This window comes from Rhizobium sp. BK512 (genome assembly GCF_014194915.1).
Classification (GTDB): Bacteria; Pseudomonadota; Alphaproteobacteria; order Rhizobiales; family Rhizobiaceae; genus Rhizobium.
This window is the reverse complement of record NZ_JACIAS010000001.1, coordinates 260,376-276,207: the sequence shown is the minus strand read 5'-3', so window position 1 is coordinate 276,207 and position 15,832 is coordinate 260,376. Positions and strand designations below refer to the sequence as shown.

At 62.8% G+C, this 15,832-nt stretch carries 17 protein-coding genes; 8 read left to right on the top strand and 9 right to left on the bottom strand.

What is annotated here, in order from left to right; genetic code table 11:
* The first annotated feature begins 11 nt into the window (after positions 1-11).
* Complete coding sequence (locus FHX06_RS01455; RefSeq protein WP_018115206.1) at positions 12-713, top strand: class I SAM-dependent methyltransferase; 702 nt, start codon at positions 12-14, stop codon at positions 711-713.
* On the opposite strand, the gene FHX06_RS01450 is transcribed toward FHX06_RS01455, so the two are convergent.
* The 7 genes from FHX06_RS01450 to FHX06_RS01420 all read right to left on the bottom strand — a co-directional run bounded on the left by FHX06_RS01450 (position 685) and on the right by FHX06_RS01420 (position 8,199).
* Entirely contained in the window at positions 685-1,482 is a 798-nt protein-coding gene (locus FHX06_RS01450; protein ID WP_183877810.1) for an ABC transporter ATP-binding protein, read from the bottom strand. The two genes, FHX06_RS01455 and FHX06_RS01450, sit on opposite strands and share 29 nt — an antisense overlap.
* An 8-nt stretch (positions 1,483-1,490) precedes the next feature.
* Positions 1,491-2,525: a FecCD family ABC transporter permease gene (locus FHX06_RS01445; RefSeq protein ID WP_183877808.1), complete on the bottom strand. Its 1,035-nt coding sequence runs from the start codon at positions 2,523-2,525 to the stop codon at positions 1,491-1,493.
* Entirely contained in the window at positions 2,522-3,526 is a 1,005-nt protein-coding gene (locus tag FHX06_RS01440) for a FecCD family ABC transporter permease (RefSeq protein ID WP_183877806.1), read from the bottom strand. The genes FHX06_RS01445 and FHX06_RS01440 overlap by 4 nt, the downstream gene beginning before the upstream one ends.
* Before the next feature lie 19 nt (positions 3,527-3,545).
* Positions 3,546-4,514 (bottom strand): ABC transporter substrate-binding protein, encoded by a 969-nt coding sequence (locus FHX06_RS01435; RefSeq protein ID WP_113203967.1) that lies wholly within the window; start codon positions 4,512-4,514, stop codon positions 3,546-3,548.
* 84 nt (positions 4,515-4,598) lie between these two features.
* Positions 4,599-5,762: a M20 aminoacylase family protein gene (locus tag FHX06_RS01430; RefSeq protein WP_409564328.1), complete on the bottom strand. Its 1,164-nt coding sequence runs from the start codon at positions 5,760-5,762 to the stop codon at positions 4,599-4,601.
* A gap of 2 nt (positions 5,763-5,764) precedes the next feature.
* A complete protein-coding gene (locus tag FHX06_RS01425; protein ID WP_183877801.1) occupies positions 5,765-7,003 on the bottom strand; it encodes a Zn-dependent hydrolase in 1,239 nt (412 codons plus the stop codon).
* Complete coding sequence (locus FHX06_RS01420) at positions 7,000-8,199, bottom strand: diaminopropionate ammonia-lyase (RefSeq protein ID WP_183877799.1); 1,200 nt, start codon at positions 8,197-8,199, stop codon at positions 7,000-7,002. The genes FHX06_RS01425 and FHX06_RS01420 overlap by 4 nt, the downstream gene beginning before the upstream one ends.
* A gap of 102 nt (positions 8,200-8,301) precedes the next feature.
* Between FHX06_RS01420 and FHX06_RS01415 the strand changes: the two genes are divergently transcribed.
* Positions 8,302-8,778, top strand: a complete 477-nt coding sequence (locus FHX06_RS01415) for an Lrp/AsnC family transcriptional regulator (protein WP_183877797.1) — start codon at positions 8,302-8,304, stop codon at positions 8,776-8,778.
* A gap of 37 nt (positions 8,779-8,815) precedes the next feature.
* Here the strand turns inward: FHX06_RS01415 and FHX06_RS01410 are convergent, their stop codons facing one another.
* Positions 8,816-9,652, bottom strand: a complete 837-nt coding sequence (locus tag FHX06_RS01410) for a hypothetical protein (RefSeq protein WP_183877795.1) — start codon at positions 9,650-9,652, stop codon at positions 8,816-8,818.
* A 284-nt stretch (positions 9,653-9,936) separates the two neighbouring features.
* On the opposite strand from FHX06_RS01410, the gene FHX06_RS01405 reads away from it, so the two are divergent.
* From FHX06_RS01405 to FHX06_RS01395, 3 genes are all read left to right on the top strand, one after another.
* Positions 9,937-10,503: a winged helix-turn-helix transcriptional regulator gene (locus FHX06_RS01405; protein WP_183877793.1), complete on the top strand. Its 567-nt coding sequence runs from the start codon at positions 9,937-9,939 to the stop codon at positions 10,501-10,503.
* A 68-nt stretch (positions 10,504-10,571) separates the two neighbouring features.
* A complete protein-coding gene (locus tag FHX06_RS01400; RefSeq protein ID WP_183877791.1) occupies positions 10,572-11,087 on the top strand; it encodes an AAA family ATPase in 516 nt (171 codons plus the stop codon).
* A gap of 102 nt (positions 11,088-11,189) precedes the next feature.
* The gene (locus FHX06_RS01395; protein WP_183877789.1) at positions 11,190-11,999 is read left to right on the top strand and encodes a pirin family protein; all 810 of its coding nucleotides are present in this window, start codon (positions 11,190-11,192) and stop codon (positions 11,997-11,999) included.
* Positions 12,000-12,014: 15 nt separating this feature from the next.
* On the opposite strand, the gene FHX06_RS01390 is transcribed toward FHX06_RS01395, so the two are convergent.
* Positions 12,015-12,776: a sulfite exporter TauE/SafE family protein gene (locus FHX06_RS01390; protein WP_183877787.1), complete on the bottom strand. Its 762-nt coding sequence runs from the start codon at positions 12,774-12,776 to the stop codon at positions 12,015-12,017.
* 246 nt (positions 12,777-13,022) lie between these two features.
* Between FHX06_RS01390 and FHX06_RS01385 the strand changes: the two genes are divergently transcribed.
* The 3 genes from FHX06_RS01385 (at position 13,023) to FHX06_RS01375 (ending at position 15,816) form a co-directional block, all read left to right on the top strand.
* Positions 13,023-13,760 carry a carbonic anhydrase gene (locus tag FHX06_RS01385; protein ID WP_183877785.1) on the top strand — a complete coding sequence of 246 codons (738 nt, stop codon included), beginning with the start codon at positions 13,023-13,025 and terminating at the stop codon, positions 13,758-13,760.
* A 55-nt stretch (positions 13,761-13,815) separates the two neighbouring features.
* On the top strand, positions 13,816-14,622 hold the full coding sequence (locus tag FHX06_RS01380; protein ID WP_183877783.1) for a class I SAM-dependent methyltransferase: 807 nt from the start codon (positions 13,816-13,818) through the stop codon (positions 14,620-14,622).
* A 303-nt stretch (positions 14,623-14,925) separates the two neighbouring features.
* Complete coding sequence (locus FHX06_RS01375) at positions 14,926-15,816, top strand: class I SAM-dependent methyltransferase (protein ID WP_183846759.1); 891 nt, start codon at positions 14,926-14,928, stop codon at positions 15,814-15,816.
* Positions 15,817-15,832: the final 16 nt, after the last annotated feature.

Sequence of the window (15,832 nt, the reverse complement as noted above, 5' to 3'; positions counted from 1 at the left end):
TCGGAGAAACAATGAGCAATGATGTCCGCAAAACCATAACCACCTGGTATGTCGATCCCGACGCAGAAGATCGGATGGCGGATGGGCATGCGCCAATCTGGCGACACCTCATCGACATCATCACCGAGCGCGACCTTTCGGAAAAAAGCGTTCTCGATTTCGGCTGCAATCAGGGCGGTCTGCTGCGGCACCTCTATGCCATCCGCCCGTTTCGCAAGGCGCTGGGCATCGATATCGCCGAGCAGTCGGTCGCCAAGGCCGAAGCGCTCAAGGGCAACCTTCCTGTACAGCATGCGGTCGGCGGAACACTTGACGGATGGGTGGAGGAATTCGATCTGGCGATCAGCCACGAAGTCATCTACCTCGTCGAGGACATCGATGCGCATGCTGCCGATATCTGGAAGTCGCTCAAGCCGGGTGGCGTCTATTATGCGGTGACCGGCTGCCATACCGACAATCCACTTTGGCCGAAATGGCGTGAGCTTGTCGCCAAGCGGACGAACACGGTGGTGCAGGATCGCTCGATCACCGACTACGGACGCGCATTTGCCAAGGCTGGCTTCCAGGTTTCAGGCAGGAAGCTGGAATATGACGGTTTCATCCCCTTCGTCGAGGATGGCTGGACACCCGATTTTGCCGATGCGCTGGATTACTACACCCAGACCAAGATCGTCTTCCGGCTCGTCAAGCGCCCGGACGGGCGAGCCGCGTAAGTTCGACGTCGAAATGCGGCGGCTTGTCGGGATCAACCTCGACGAACCGCCCTTTGACCCGGAACGTTTTTTCGATCAGGCCGCTTTCTGCGAGCGCTCTCGGCTCACCATCGAAACGCAATTCTCCCCGCTCGAGAAGTGAAATGCGGTCGCTGACGGCGATCGCCTGATTGATGTCGTGGATCGCCATGACGATCGTGACGTCCTTTTCCCGGCTGAGGCGGTGGATGAGATCGAGGATCTCCACCTGATAGCCGATGTCGAGGAAGGAGGTTGGCTCATCGAGGAGCAGGATGCCGGCTTCTTGCGCAAGGGCCGCCGATATCCATGCCCGCTGGCGCTCGCCTCCGGACAATTCCCGCAGTGCCCTGTCCGCCATGCTCGTCAGGCCGGTGCTGTCGAGCGCCCATTCGATGGCTTTTTCGTCCTTGCCGTCATAAGAGCGAAACAGGCCGACATGGGAAAACCGGCCCTGGCGCACGAGCTGCGCAATTGTCATTTCATCAGGGGCCGAAGGCTGCTGCGGCAGGAAGGCAAGCTTCCTGGCGATGGCGCGCCGTGACATCGAAGCGACGGACAGATCCTCGATCGTGGCAGATCCTTCTGCCGGTTTGATCAATCCGGCGAGCGCCTGCAGCGCGGTGCTCTTGCCTGAGCCATTGGGACCGATCAGCGTGCGGATTTCGCCTTTTTCCATGGAGAGGCGAAAGCCGCTGAGCGCCTTTCGGCGGCCGTAGAAAACAGATAGTTGCGAACAGCTCAGCGGCATGGGCGATCTCAGGGAACTTTGCGGAGAAGGGCAAGAAGAACGGGCACGCCGAGGATTGCGGTGACCACGCCGATCGGGATTTCTTCGGCGCCCCCGACGAGGCGGCCAACGAGATCGCCGAGCGTGACGAGAACCGCGCCGAGGACGACCGTCAGGGGAATGACCAGCCGGAAGTGGCGTCCGGCCAGGAAGCGGGCGAGGTGGGGGACGACAAGCCCGATGAAGATGATGGGGCCGACTGCGCCGACCGCGCTTGCCGCAAGAGCGCAGGACACCAGAAGCACCAGGGAGAATTGCCTGCGGTAAGAAAGGCCGAAGGAAGCGGCGACCGAGGCATCCAGTTGCAGCAGGACCAGTGGGCGATAGATCAAGGGCAGGACGGCAAGGCCTGATATCGTGAACGGCAGGAGAAAGAGCGCGTGATCCCAGGTGCGGGCATAGAGACTTCCCGAGAGCCATTCGAGAATGATTTCTATCCTCGCCGAACCCCAGCCTGCAATCAATCCAATGGCGAGCGCATGCAGAACCGCTCCGATCGCAATGCCGCAGAGGGTGATCCGGAGAGGGCTGAGATCGAGCCGGAAGGCCAGCAGATAAATGATCCCGCCTGCTGCCAGACCGCCGGCCAGGCCGGCCGCCGGCAGCCATGCGATCGGCAGTTCGGCGAGTGTGTTCGAGCCCGGGTCGAAGATATAGACGGTGAACAGCAGGAATATCGTCACCGTCAGCGTCGCGCCCTGCGAGACACCCATCAGGGAAGGGTCTGCAAGAGGGTTCCGGGTGATGGTTTGCAGCAGGAGGCCCGCGACGGCGAACTGAATGCCCGCCAATATGCCGGTGACGATCCGCGGCAGGCGGATATCGATGATGATCGAACGGGCTTCCGGGGACCCGTGTCCGCTCAGGGCGGCGGCGATATCTGCGGCAGGAATATCCACCACGCCCAGAAAGACCGCGGCGACGAGAGACAGGACGACAAGCGCAAGGCCTGATGGCAGCAGCCAGGCGGCCGATCGGGTCTGTGCCGGGGACGCCATGATCATGCGACATCCCGCTGGAAGTCGAGGCGGCCGCGCTGGATCAGGTAGACGAAGACCGGCCCGCCAAGGAGCGCGGTGATGATGCCGACCGGCAATTCCTTGGGAATGGCGATCGTTCGGGCAACCAGATCCGCGCAGGTCACGATAAATGCTCCAGTTGCCGCCGTCAGCGCGATCTCCCAGATCGTGCCCTGCGGCTTGATAAGACGAGCGATGTGCGGGGCGGCAAGGCCGACGAAGGCGACCGGGCCGGCCACCGGAGCGACGCCGGCCACGGGACAGATTGCGAGAACAAGCAGGACCGGCTTCCAGACGTCGAGCTGCAGACCCATAGCCGCGGCCGCGTGCTCGCTCAGCGCAAACATGGCGATGACCCGGTGCAGCAATAGTGCTCCGACAACGCCGACGCCGATCCACGGCAGCATATGGACCAGATGCGACCATGTGCGGCCCTGGAAGCCTCCTGATAACCAGAAGAGAAGTGCGGTCGACTGCGGCCCTGCGAGCAGCAGGACATAGATCGTGATTGCGCCAAGGAAGAGCGAAACGCTGACGCCGCCGAGCGCCAGGTGCAGGGGGCGTCCGTTGCCGCCTCTGGCCACCCAGAAGGTGACCGAAGCAGCAGCCAGTCCGCCGGCGAGGCCAACCAGGGGGTAATAGGCAGACGAGATCCAGGGCAGGAGAACGAAGCACCCGACGATCGGCGCGACAGCGCCGGCTGTGACGCCGGTGATGCCGGGATCGGCGAGCGGATTGCGCGTCAACGACTGCAGAAGGTAGCCCGACACGGCAAGACCAGTGCCCGCGACGGCGGCTGCAAGGCTGCGCGGCAATCTCAAGGTCCAGACGAGGATCGAGTCGATCTTTGCATCCGGGGCAAGGAGCACGCGCAGCACGGTATCGAAGGAGAGCATCTTTGCGCCCGGCAGCAAGCCAGCGAGCACAATCAGCAGTGTCGCGGCGACGACGAACCCAATGGCAAAAGAGGATTTGCGAGCGTTCATCGTCGTCGCGATCAACCGGTTATCTCTGTGCTTCGGCCGGAATGATCTTGGCGGCTTCCGCCCGCACGTCGACTGCGGGGAACGTCTCCGGATAGAGGTAGTGAGCCGCTTCGCGCAGCACGATCTCGCGCGCGATGGGGCCGTTCGTTTCGACCCACTGGTCGCCGACATAGAACACCCGCTTGTTCTTCACGGCAGTCAATTCCTGCCAGATCGGGTTGTTTTCATGCGGCCGGTCGGGACCTGAATCGTAGATGAAGAGGACTTCCGGATCCTTCTCCAGCATGGTTTCCAGGCTGAGATCGATGCCGAACTCACCACCCGGCGTCATGTTGCCGGCGATATTGTCGCCTCCAATGGCTGCCAGGATCGAAGCGGAGGTGTTTTCGGTGTGGAACGCGAACGGCGTTTCGCCGCCCCACATGATCGCGAAACGAGGATGGACATCCTTGGGGGCTTTGGCGGCGTAGTCCGCGAGATGCTCCCGGAATTCCTTGTTCAACTGAACGCCGCGCTCCGGGTTGCCGAGGATTTTCGAAAGCTCGGCGATCTCGCGATCGCTGCCATCAAGCAGTTCCATATTGTAGGCGACATAGGGGGCGATCTTCTCAAGCTGCGGCGCGTTGCCCACCGTGTAGCGGCGGATAGCCACGATCAGGTCGGGCTTTGCTTCGGACAGAAGCTCGAGATTGGGTTTTGCCCGCTGGCCGATCTGCTTCAAACCGGCAGTCATGCCGAGAAGGAAGTCCGGCTCGCGCCCTTTTGTCATGTAGGTGCTGGCCACGGGCTTGATGCCGAGAGCAAGGGCGACGTCATCCGCGAAATAGGAAATTGCCGCGATCCGCTTGGGCTGGACCGGAACCTCGACCTTGACGCCACGGTCGTCGATTACAGAGATGGTTTTACCATCCTCAGCGAACACGGGGGCACTCGCCATCGCGGACAAGAGGCCGATGAGAGTTGCGAATTTCCGGACGTTGGTGGCCATTGCGTATCCTCCACAGACTAGGCGGAGTCGCTTTAGGCGTTAAAGAGGAGTTCTGCAATCCACTTTTAGATCCGACGCCGACAATTATTTCCGGTCAGCATGTGAAAGGCGGCGGCGGACGATGCTCGCGTGCAACCTTGCACCATGGAGCAGTCCGTCATCATTGAAATCGAAGGTCGGATTGTGCAGCGGTGCGGAATCCTCGCCATTGCCGAGGAACACGTAGCAGCCGGGTGCCAGGCCAAGGAAACGGGCGAAATCCTCCGATGCCGTCATCGGTTCCTTCCGGATCTCGATGCTCGCGGGATCGAAGACGTCGCGGGCGGCGGCGAGCGCCTCTTCGGCAAGGGCGGGGTCGTTCAGCAGAGGAACGAACTCCCGTGTGTAGGTGAGTTCGGCGGCGAGGTTGTAGGTGAGCGCCGTGCCTTCGGCGATCACACGCATCTGCTTTTCGATTTCGGCGCTGACATCGGGGTGGAAGCTCCTTGCGTCGCCGAAGATGCGGGCAAGGCCGGGCAGGGCATTGCGGGTGCCGTCGGTCAGGAGTTCGGTGACGGAAACGACGCCGATATCGGTGGGGTCGAGGCGGCGAGAGACGATGGTCTGCAGGTTCATGACCAGTGCGCAGGCGGCAACCAGGACTTCGTTCGTGGCGTTCGGGCGGGCGGCATGGCCGCCGGTGCCCTTGAGCACGATCTCGAAATTGTCTTCCGCCGACATGAGGGCGCCGGGACGCGTCTGGAAATGGCCGACGGGCAAGCCCGGCAGGTTGTGGATGCCGTAGATCTCGTCGAAGGGGAAGCGTTCGAAAATCCCGTCCTCGATCATGGCGAGCGCGCCCTTGCCCCATTCCTCCGCGGGCTGGAAGATGAAGCGCACCGTGCCGTCGAAACCGCCGTCTTCGGCAAGCATTCTGGCCGCACCGAGCAGCATGGCGGTGTGGCCATCATGGCCGCAGGCATGCATGACGCCGGGATTGCGGGAAGCATGGGGCCGGTCTGCCTGTTCGGGGATGCGGAGCGCATCCATATCAGCTCTGAGCGCAATCGAGCGGTTGCCGCTGCCGCGCTTCAGGGTGCCGACGACACCGGTGCCGCCGATCCCTTCGGCGACATCGTCGAGGCCGAATTCGCGGAGCTTTTCGGCGACGAAGGCCGAGGTCTGCTTCTCCTCGAAGCCGAATTCCGGATAAGCATGGAGATGGCGTCTCCATGCGCGCATGTCGGCGGCCAGTCGGTCGAGATCCATAGTCATTTCTCCTCCGTCAGGCTGGTGACGACATCGAGCAGGATGTCGGCGCCGGCAACAAGATCATCATTTTCGGTAAATTCCCTGGGATTGTGGCTGATGCCGCCCTTGCTCGGCACGAAGATCATGGCCGATGGCGCGATGCGGGCGATCATCTGGGCATCGTGGCCGGCACCTGAGGTCATGCGCCTGCAGGGCAGAGCGCGCGCTCGGGCGGCGGTCTCGATCGCGGCGACGATCCGCTCGTCGAATTTGACCGGCTCGAAGCGGGCAAGCCGCTGCACGGAGATTGCGACCTGCTCTTCCGCCGACAGGCTTTCGAGGAAGCGGGCAAGGGCTGCCTCTTCCTCCCGCAGCCGGTCCTCGTCCGGATCGCGCAGATCGACCGTGAAAATCGCCTTCGAGGGGATGATGTTGATGGCGTTCGGCTGGAATTCCATACAGCCGACCGTCGCGACCGTCGGCGTGTTCGATGCCATTGCCCGCTCGCGCAGGAAGGTGATGACGCGGGCGCTCGCATGACCGGCATCGCGGCGCATGGTCATCGGCGTGGTGCCGGCGTGGTTGGCGTCGCCCTCGATCGTCACGCGCTGCCAGGAAATGCCCTGCAGGTTTTCGACTGCGCCGAGGGACAAACCCTCGCGCTCCAGAACCGGACCCTGCTCGATATGGAGTTCGATATAGGCGTGTGGCGTGAGGAAACCCGGTTTCCTGTCGCCCGCATAGCCGATGCGTTTCAGCTCGTCACCGAGCAGTGACCCGTCCGTTCCCGTGGTCGCCAGCGCTGTCTCCGTATCGAGCCCGCCGGCATAGACGAGCGAGCCCATCATATCGGGCGCATAGCGTACGCCTTCCTCATTGGTGAAGGCGGCTACGGCGATGGGGCGGGACGGCGCAAAGCCCGATGCCTTCAGCGTTTCGATGACTTCGAGGGCCGAGAGCACACCGTAACATCCGTCATAGATGCCGGCGTCGATGACGGTATCTATATGCGAGCCGAGCAAAAGCGGGGCGCGATCCTGCGTGCCATCGGGCATCCAGATACCGAAGATATTGCCGATCCGGTCGATTGCGAGCTCCAGTCCGGCGGCTTCGATCCAGGCGACGAGACGATCGCGGCCGAGCTTGTCCGCGTCGGAGGCGGCAAGGCGCACCAGCCTGCCGTCCGCATCGCGGCCGATCGCGCCGAGTTCGGCAAGCCGGCCAAGGAGCCTCGATGCGTCGATGGATGTCTTGCTCATTCCGCACCTCGCGTCAGGACCGCATCCGGCGAGCGTCCGACGATCTCCTGATATCGGCCGGGATCGGTGGCGCCTTCCGTGTTTACCACGAAGATGCGCGAATCCGGGCCAAGGGAAAGAGCGGATTTTGCCGCGGGGTCGGCGAGCGCCTTCAGGAGACCGGCAAGGCCGACACCACCGCTTTCGCCGGCGACGATGGCAGGATCTCCATCCAAGGGCTCGGCAAGCCGGCGCATCACGGAGACCGCGTCTTCCTCTTCGACGGTCATGAAGGCATCGGCGGTACGCGACAGGATGCGCCAGGCGACAAGCGAGGGCTCGTAGCATTCCAGCATCGCCATGACCGTCGGTTCGCCATGGGCAATGGTGACGGGATGGCCGGCGCGCGCGGTTTCGAACAGGCAGGCGGCGCGGGCGGGATCGACGACGGTGAAGACCGGACGCTGTGCGCCGAGCACGATCGCGAGGTGACCGGCAACGGCAGCGGCGATGCCGCCGACGCCGGACTGGATGAAGACATGCGTCGGCGGCTGCGGCATCTGTTTCAGCACCTCGCGCACCAGGGCCGTATAGCCCTGCATGACGAGACCGGGGATACGTTCATAGCCGGGCCAGGACGTGTCGGACACGACGGTCCAGCCGCGTTCTTTTGCGACGCGGGCGGCGTCCCTGACAGAATCGTCATAGCTGCCATCGACCCGGATCATCTCAGCGCCGAAGCGGGCGATTGCAGCGACGCGTTCGTCGCTGACGCCGGCATGGACGAAAATTGCAGCGCGCGCGCCGACAAGGGCTGCGCCCTGGGCGACCGAGCGGCCGTGATTGCCATCGGTAGCGCAGGCGAAGGTCATGGTCTCCGCGAGTTTTCGCACGTCCGGGGCATGCAGGTCTGCCATCTCGACCTTGCGTCCGAGCTTTGCTTCCGCTGCCTCCAGAACGAGGCGGCTGACGGCATAGGCGCCGCCGAGCGCCTTGAAACTGCCGAGCCCGAGCCGCTTTCCCTCATCCTTGACGTGGATCGTGGCAACGCCTGACGCGGCGGCAAGCGCCGGCAGGGAGATGAGCGGCGTTTGCGCATTGTCGTCGCGATAGCGCAGGTGGTCTTCCACGGCCGTGGCAGCGGCAATGCCCAGTGTCTCCGCGTCCGCCGCTTCGAGCGGATGTCGATAATCGCTTGTCGTGTTGAGAATGAACATGAAGGCCTCGCTTGCTTCCGCATGGAAACATATTGCAGAGCGAGCGAAAAATGCGCTGATATTGAAGGGCGTTTTTGCAAGTTTGTTTCATGAGGGATGCCCATGCCTGCCCCTTCGATATCAGCGCTCGATGCCTTCGACCGCAAGATCCTCGAGATCCTCCAGCGCGACAATACCACGCCGCAAAGGACGATCGGCGAGGCCGTCAACCTGTCGGCGCCGTCAGTGCAGCGGCGCATCAAGCGGATGACGGAGGAAGGCGTGATCAGGGCCAATATCGCCGTGCTCGATCCCGCCGCCGTCGGGCAGGCCATCACCATTTTCGTCGAGATCGAGGTCATCAGCGAAACGGCCGAGCAGATCGAAGCGGCGAAGCGAGAATTCGCCGCCGCTCCGGAAATCCAGCAGTGTTATTACGTGACCGGCGAGGCCGACTTCGTGCTCGTCATCGTCGTGCCATCTATGGCCGATTACGAGGCGCTGACGCGGCGCCTGTTCTTCGGCAACAAAAATGTGAAGCGGTTTCGGACGTTCGTCGCCATGGACAGGATCAAGGTGGGCCTCAGCGTTCCTGTCTGAGGGGGCTCCGGGCTTCAGGCCCGGAGATATTTCGCCGTCACACGGCAAGGGCTGCCGTATTCCGCGTACGCCTCAGCAATTGGCGCAGTGAAAGCGCATGCAGGACGAGAGAGGTGGGAACGGTGAAGGCCGGAATGATGGCGGTGGGGTAGGTCCCGGTCGTCAGGTTGGGATGATCGAGGGCGAGCTGCTGCAGGGGGCCGGGCGTCGTGAGGGCGCCGAGCGTGACTGCGACGACGAGATCGGCCATGCCGAAGAGATTCCAGAACAGAGCCGCCCGGGCGCTGCCTGGCCGGCCGCTTGCAAGCAATACGGCTGTCGGCAAGGCCATCAGGCCGGTGATCACGTCACCTGTGCCGGCAGGAAGGGCAAACACGCCCGGCGCCGTGCCGGCCAGCCAGTTGGCGAAGAACAGGCCGCCGATCACCCTGTAGGCCTGCAGGCCGATCAGCCAGCTGGCGGGCATGGCATCGAGCAGCAAACCGATCCGGTCCGAGCGCGACAGGATCGTGATGACGACCGTCGTCGGCACCACGATCATCAGCGGCAGCAACGGGATTGAAATTGCTCCCGGCAGGAGTAGGCCATCGGCGACAATGATCCAGGCCGCGCCGTGCCATAGGGTGAGCGGAACTGCGATCGCCAGCCAGGTCCACGTCCGCTCTGACGTGGTGAGGGCGGTGCGGGACAATGCTGCCCAGGTTCCACCGAGCACGATGAGATGGACTGCGATGCGCGCGACGAAGATGGACAGGTCCGAGCGCTGAAGCTCCGGTATTGCGACAAGGGCTGCGAACCAGAGGGCTGTTGCCGCCGCGCTGCCGGCAAATGCAAACGTCGGGGTAATGGAGGTTGGGGTTGAGTTCGGCGCCAATGTGAGATCCTCCCGTTTTGGCAAAACCGGTGATATGTTGCAGCGATCCGGCTCGATCTCGATCGGGCATCGGCCCGCTGGCTGCGATCAATGGGAGTGGGTCACTCGCCAATGATGTTTATAACTCTTATAATAAGAGTTACTGTGCGGCAAGCAGTTTGCCGGTCCGGTTTGTCGCAGGCCTCGTGGCTGTCGAGCTTTCTTGAAACGGTCATTCCGGCAAACTAGTGTGGCTCTCATGATGAGAGGTGCCGGCAATAACGCGGGTGCCGGGAAAGGATCCGATGCGGTCGAAGGGTTTCGATGGAATGGTGTGCTCGATTGCCGGCGTCATGGCGGCGATCGGCGATCGGTGGGGGCTGCTGATCCTGCGCGATCTCGTCTGCGGTCTCAGCCGCTATGAGGATTTTCGCCAGTCGTCAGGCATCACCAATGCGACGCTCAGTGACCGGCTGAAGCACCTGGAAGCCAATGGCCTCATCGAGCGGCGGCGCTATCAGGTGAACCCGGAACGGTTTGAATACCTCCTGACCCGAAAGGGCTGGCAGATCGCGCCCATCATGCCGGTGCTCGCCCAGATCGGCGACAGCCTCGGCATGTCAGGTGCTTCGGGACCGCCCATGACCTTCGTCAATCGCAAGACGGGCGCGGAGATTCGCTGGGGGTTCATCGATCAGAAAACCGGCGAAGCGGTGAGCCCGGTGGATCTCGAGATCAGGGAAGGCGATGGTGCGGATGACGCCGTTCGCTGGCGATTGTCCCACGCTGCGGACCGTCGTCAGGCCTTGGACGATATTCTTGCTGCCTCGGGTGAGGCAACGAATGGGCAACCGCAGAAGCCTGCGAGGTAGGCGCGGTTCCCGATTGGGATCGAAGATCGAATTCACGCGGTTCATCAGCACGCGGGAGGTGCCTATTCATGCTGATCATTTTCGGCGGTTTGCCGGGGTCGGGAAAGACGACGATTGCGCGTGCCCTGGCGAGGGAGCTTGGGGCGGTCCATCTGCGTATCGACACGATCGAGCAGGCCATACGGGCTTCGGGCATGTTGAGATCGGAGGTCGGCCCGGCAGGCTACATGGTCGGATACGGGCTCGCCGAAGACAATCTCAAGCTTGGCAAGATTGTCGTGGCGGACTCGGTCAATCCCCTGAAGGTGACCCGGGATGCCTGGCTGTCGGTTGCGGCGAAATCGGGCGTGCCGGCCATCGAGATCGAAATCGTCTGCTCGGACCGGGATGAGCATCGCCGACGGGCGGAGACGCGTGCAAGCGATGTTCCGGGGCTGAGAAAGCCGAGCTGGGAAGAGATCGTCACACGCGACTATGAGGATTGGGGCGCAAGCCCGATCGTGATCGACACTGCGAAGCAGAGTGCGGACCAAGCGGTTGCCGAACTGATATCGAAGCTTGGAGCGGACCAGCATCGGCAATAATGGCGCGACCTGCGCCCGCCAGGAGCCCGCTTCATTGACCTTGAACGGCATCCGGGCGCTAATGGACCGGTATCGTCACCGCCTGCAGGCAAGGAGGATGCGATGCTGCTCAAGGGCGAACGAACCTTCGTTGTGCGCGACGCGGGAGGGTTTGTCGCGCATGTCAACATGCCCGGATGGATAAAGCCGAAGCCTGGGGACCATGGCCACGGGCCGCTGGCGATGGTGGTCGAGTCCATCCTGCATCCGGGCCGGCGCGTTGCCATGCACGAGCATCGCAACGACGAAATCATCTCCTGGGTGCCTGAAGGCGTCATGCGCCATGAAGACAGGGCGCGGGGCCGGCTGGTATGCGACAGCGGGCATCTGATGGTCATGAATGCCGGCCGCGGCTTCTGGCACTCCGAGGAGACGCTGGCCTCCGATCCGCCGCTGCGCATGCTGCAGATCCTAGTGCGGCCCGATGCAGTCGATCTCGAACCCGGCATCCAGTATGGGGCAACGCCTAACGGCGCGCCCAATTGCTGGCGGCATCTTGTCGGGCCGGCAGGCGGCGATGCGCCGTTCTTCGTTCGCAACCGGATCGACTTCTTCGATATCCGGCTGGGGGCGGGCATGCGGGCGGAGTTCCCGCATAAGCAGGGGTGCGAGCTGTATTTCTACGTGTTCAGCGGCGCGGTTCTCGCCGGCGGGCAGGCCTTTGGCGAAGGCGAGCAGGGGCTGCTGCTGTCAGACGAAGTGTTGACGGCAGAGGCGGCGAGCGACTGCGTGATGGTGGCCTTCCTGATTGATCCACGAGCGCCTGTCACGCGGCATGGCACGGTGGCCGACACCAAGAAGATCCCGCCGCCCATCGTGATCCGTATCGTGAAACGGTGGCAAGGGTTGAAGCGGTTCTGGCGGCTGGGGTGAGGATCGCGACGGGCCTCAACTCCAGTATTTGACCGCGTAGACGATCGTCATCGCAGCGCCGGTGACGATGACGAACCAGCGGACCACGATGGCCGGCAGCACGCGCACGAGGGTGCCTCCGAGATAGCCGCCCAGCAGGGCGCCAGACAGCATCGTCAGGGTCTCCGGCCAGCGGACGGCGCGCTCGGCGATGAAGATGACGACGGCTGCCATGCTGACCGAGGTCGCAAGCAGGTTTTTCAAGGCTTTCACCCGGCGGATATCGTCCGGGTCGGCAATCGAGAGAACCGCCGTCAGGATGACGCCGAGGCCGGCGCCGAAGAAGCCGCCGTAGATCGACGAGAGGCCGAGGACGGAAAGGCCGAGGCCGCGTGAGGGCCCGGCATCGCCGCGCCTTGCTTCCGCCCAGGCGGCGATGCGCGGCGAGAAGAGGAAGAGCAGGGTGGCAATGCCGATCAGGGCCGGAACGGGCAGGACGAAGAGCCGTTCGGGCAAGGCAAGCAGCAGCAGCGCGCCGATGGCGCCGCCGAGGAGACAGACCAGCACGGACGACCAGAGTTTTGCGTCGAGTGGCAGTACCTTGCCGCGGTCGGCGAGGACGGCGAGCAGATGGCCCGGCACGATCGCTACCGCATTCGAGGCATTGGCGGTAATGGGCGGCAGGCCGGCTGCGAGCATGGCGGGGAAGGTGAGCAATGTCGCGCCGCCGGCGAGTGCATTGATCACGCCACCCGCGACGCCTGACAGAAACAGCAGTAAAACGATGCCCGATGTCATTGGCCGCCCCCATCTCCCCGACGTGTCTCTCGATGCATCGGGGGCATGGAAAGGACAAGCCGTCGATAGGCCGAGGGCGTTCGCGCCGTGAAATATTCCGCAGGGGGTGCCATTCATCCGCCGATAACGGCTGGTTGTGCCTCACCCGTTTGGGCGACTTGCACAAGCTCGGCGCTCGCGCTGCCATGGGCAAGCGGGCTGCGGGTTTCGGCATGTCAATCGTGGGTTCAACCCGGGGAGGGGAAGATGCATGATTTCAAGCAATATTCCGGTGTGGCTTGCGGCTGCGGCAGCTGTCCCGATCTGCCTGACGATCAGGGGCGGCGGCGTTTCCTGTGCAGCGCGCTGGGAGGTGCGGCGTTGGCGGCCGGGATTGCCGTCGCGTCCGCCGGGCCTGTTTCGGCGCAGAGTACGATGATGCCGGACGAAGCGCTGAAGGCGATGATGGAGGGAAACAAGCGGTTCACCGAGGGGCGTCTCCAGTCGCTCAACGAGGACCTGTCGATCCTCAAGGCGAAGACTGCGGAAAAGCAGGAGCCTTTCGCGGCGGTGCTTTCCTGCGCCGATTCACGCGTGCCCGTGGAGTTCGTCTTTGACCAGAGCATCGGCCAGCTCTTCGTCGTGCGCGTTGCCGGAAATATCGCCACGCCCGAGATCATCGCCAGCCTCGAATATGGCGTTGCCGTTCTCGGCGCGCGGCTGCTGATGGTGCTCGGCCATAGCAATTGCGGCGCGGTGAAAGCCACGATCGACGGCAAGGCCGTGCCCGGTCAGATCGGGGCCCTCTATGCGCCGATCTGGCCTGCGGTAAATGCTGCGGGCAATAATCTCGAGGCTGCCGTCGACGCCAACGCCAAGATGCAGGCGACGCTGATCAGCCGGAGCTCGACCGTGATTGCGGGTGCTGCCAAGGAGGGAAAGCTCAAGGTCGTCGCGGCGCGCTACGATATCGCGAGCGGGGTCGTGTCCCTGCTCGGTTCGTGAATGCGCTTTCTTGCGGAATGGGATAGGTCTACGGGCTGTCAGCGCGGAGATCGTCATGTCTGGTGACATCCTTGCCCGTTCGTTCGGCCGGCAAGCCTTTGGACTGAGCCCTGAAAACTATCAGTTGGCCCGGCCACCCTATCCTTCTTCGGTGTGGGAGGTGTTGCGGCAGCGGGTGGGTTTGCGACCGGGTTTTTCGATACTGGAGATCGGGGCAGGGACCGGGCTTGCTACCGAGCATCTCCTGGATCACGGGCCGCAGCGGCTTCTGGCGGTGGAGCCGGACAGCCGGCTTGCGGAATTCCTGCGAGCGCGGCTGCATCGCCCCGAACTCGAGGTGATCGAGCAGCCTTTCGAGGAACTGAACGAGGCGCCGGAATCCTTCGATCTCGTCGTCAGCGCAACGGCATTTCATTGGCTCGATGCCGTTCCGGCGTTGCGGCATATCCATGCCTTGCTTCGGCATGGCGGCGCGGTCGCTCTGATCTGGAACGTCTTCGGGGACAATATCAGGCCCGATCCCTTCCATGAGGCGAGTGCGCATCTCTTTGCGGGGCATCGCGAAAGTCCATCGGGCGGGGGAACGACGCGGACGCCTTACGGGCTCGACAGCGAGGCCCGGCTCCGGGATTTCGAGGCCGCCTCATTCCATTGCGATCCGCCTGTCATGTTCGAGTGGACGCTGACGCTCGATCCGCCCGCGGTGCGGCGGCTCTACGCGACCTATTCGAATGTCGTGGCATTGGAGGCGGAGAAGCGGGAAGAGCTGCTGGACGCGCTGGAAGATCTCGCAAGGGGTGATTTCGGCGGTGTCGTCACCAGGAACATGACGACATCGGTTTTCATCGCGAGGCGGAAGTAGAGCGGGAATGGAATAGCAGTAGTCTCAGGCAGGCTCGCTCCGGTGATACTTCCGATGGGCATTGCCATCCGCTCATGACGTTGCCGCATCTAAGCCCTTGGGTGGCACTTGCCCCCCAAAGGTTGGTGGCCGGTCTAGAGAATTTGTCCTTAAGAGCATGTGTGCTGCGTGCCTATTGGCCGGTAGCCTAGTGATGATGGCCTAGGGCGAAGGAGGCCGCGTTGGGCGGCCTTGCGTCCAGTGAGCCGGGCAAACAGTCTGGCGCTTTGAGTGCGCGTGGTTGATAGTTGAGGGTGGGTTCCCATGGTTTCAGTTCAATATCCCAATTCCGCACGCATCAGCGATACCTATCTCCGGCATCGCTCCGATGAAGATAACAATGCGTCAGAAAGCCATCTGCCGTCGCGCTACGTCGCCCAGGATACGGTCGACTGCCTGCATCACGACCGGATGTATGCGTCGCTCAATCCGCTCCTCAGGCACGCTGCAGGCACGAGCTGGATGACGGTCGGCGATGGCCGCTTCGGGACCGATGCCAATTTCCTGCGGCCGCACGTCCAATCGGTTCTTGCAACCAGCATATCCGCATCGACGCTCGAAATTGCCAAGCGGCGAAACTGGATCGACGGCTATTCGGAAGAGAATGCCGAAAAGATATCCTTCGACGACGAGCAATTCGACTATGTGCTGTGCAAGGAAGCCTATCATCACTTCCCGCGGCCATCCGTCGGCCTCTATGAGATGCTGCGCGTTTCCCGCCTGGGTGTCGTGCTCATCGAACCATTGGATGGTCATTCGCCGCTTGGAAACCTCAAGAGAAGCATCAAGCGCTTCCTGCGCGGCGAGCATGCTTACGACCAGTTTGAGCCTGTCGGCAATTTCGTCTTCCGCCTGTCGCGATCGGAAACATTCAAGATCATGACGGCGCTCGGATATTACGGGATCGCCTGGCGGCCCATGAACGGCTTCTGGTGGGGGCCGCTCAGCGGCGCAAGCAAATCGAAATCTTCTGCGCGGCTGGCGGGTTACTGGTCAGGCATCTATGCGCAGGATATGGCTTGCAGCCTGCGGCTGCTGTCGCCGGGGCTGGTGACCATGATCTGCCTGAAGAAACCGCCTGCTCCGGAGCTTCTTCGCGACCTGAAGAAGCAGGGCTTCCGGATCGAGGTGTCGCCGAAAAATCCCTATACCTGATCATCCGGTAATCTGT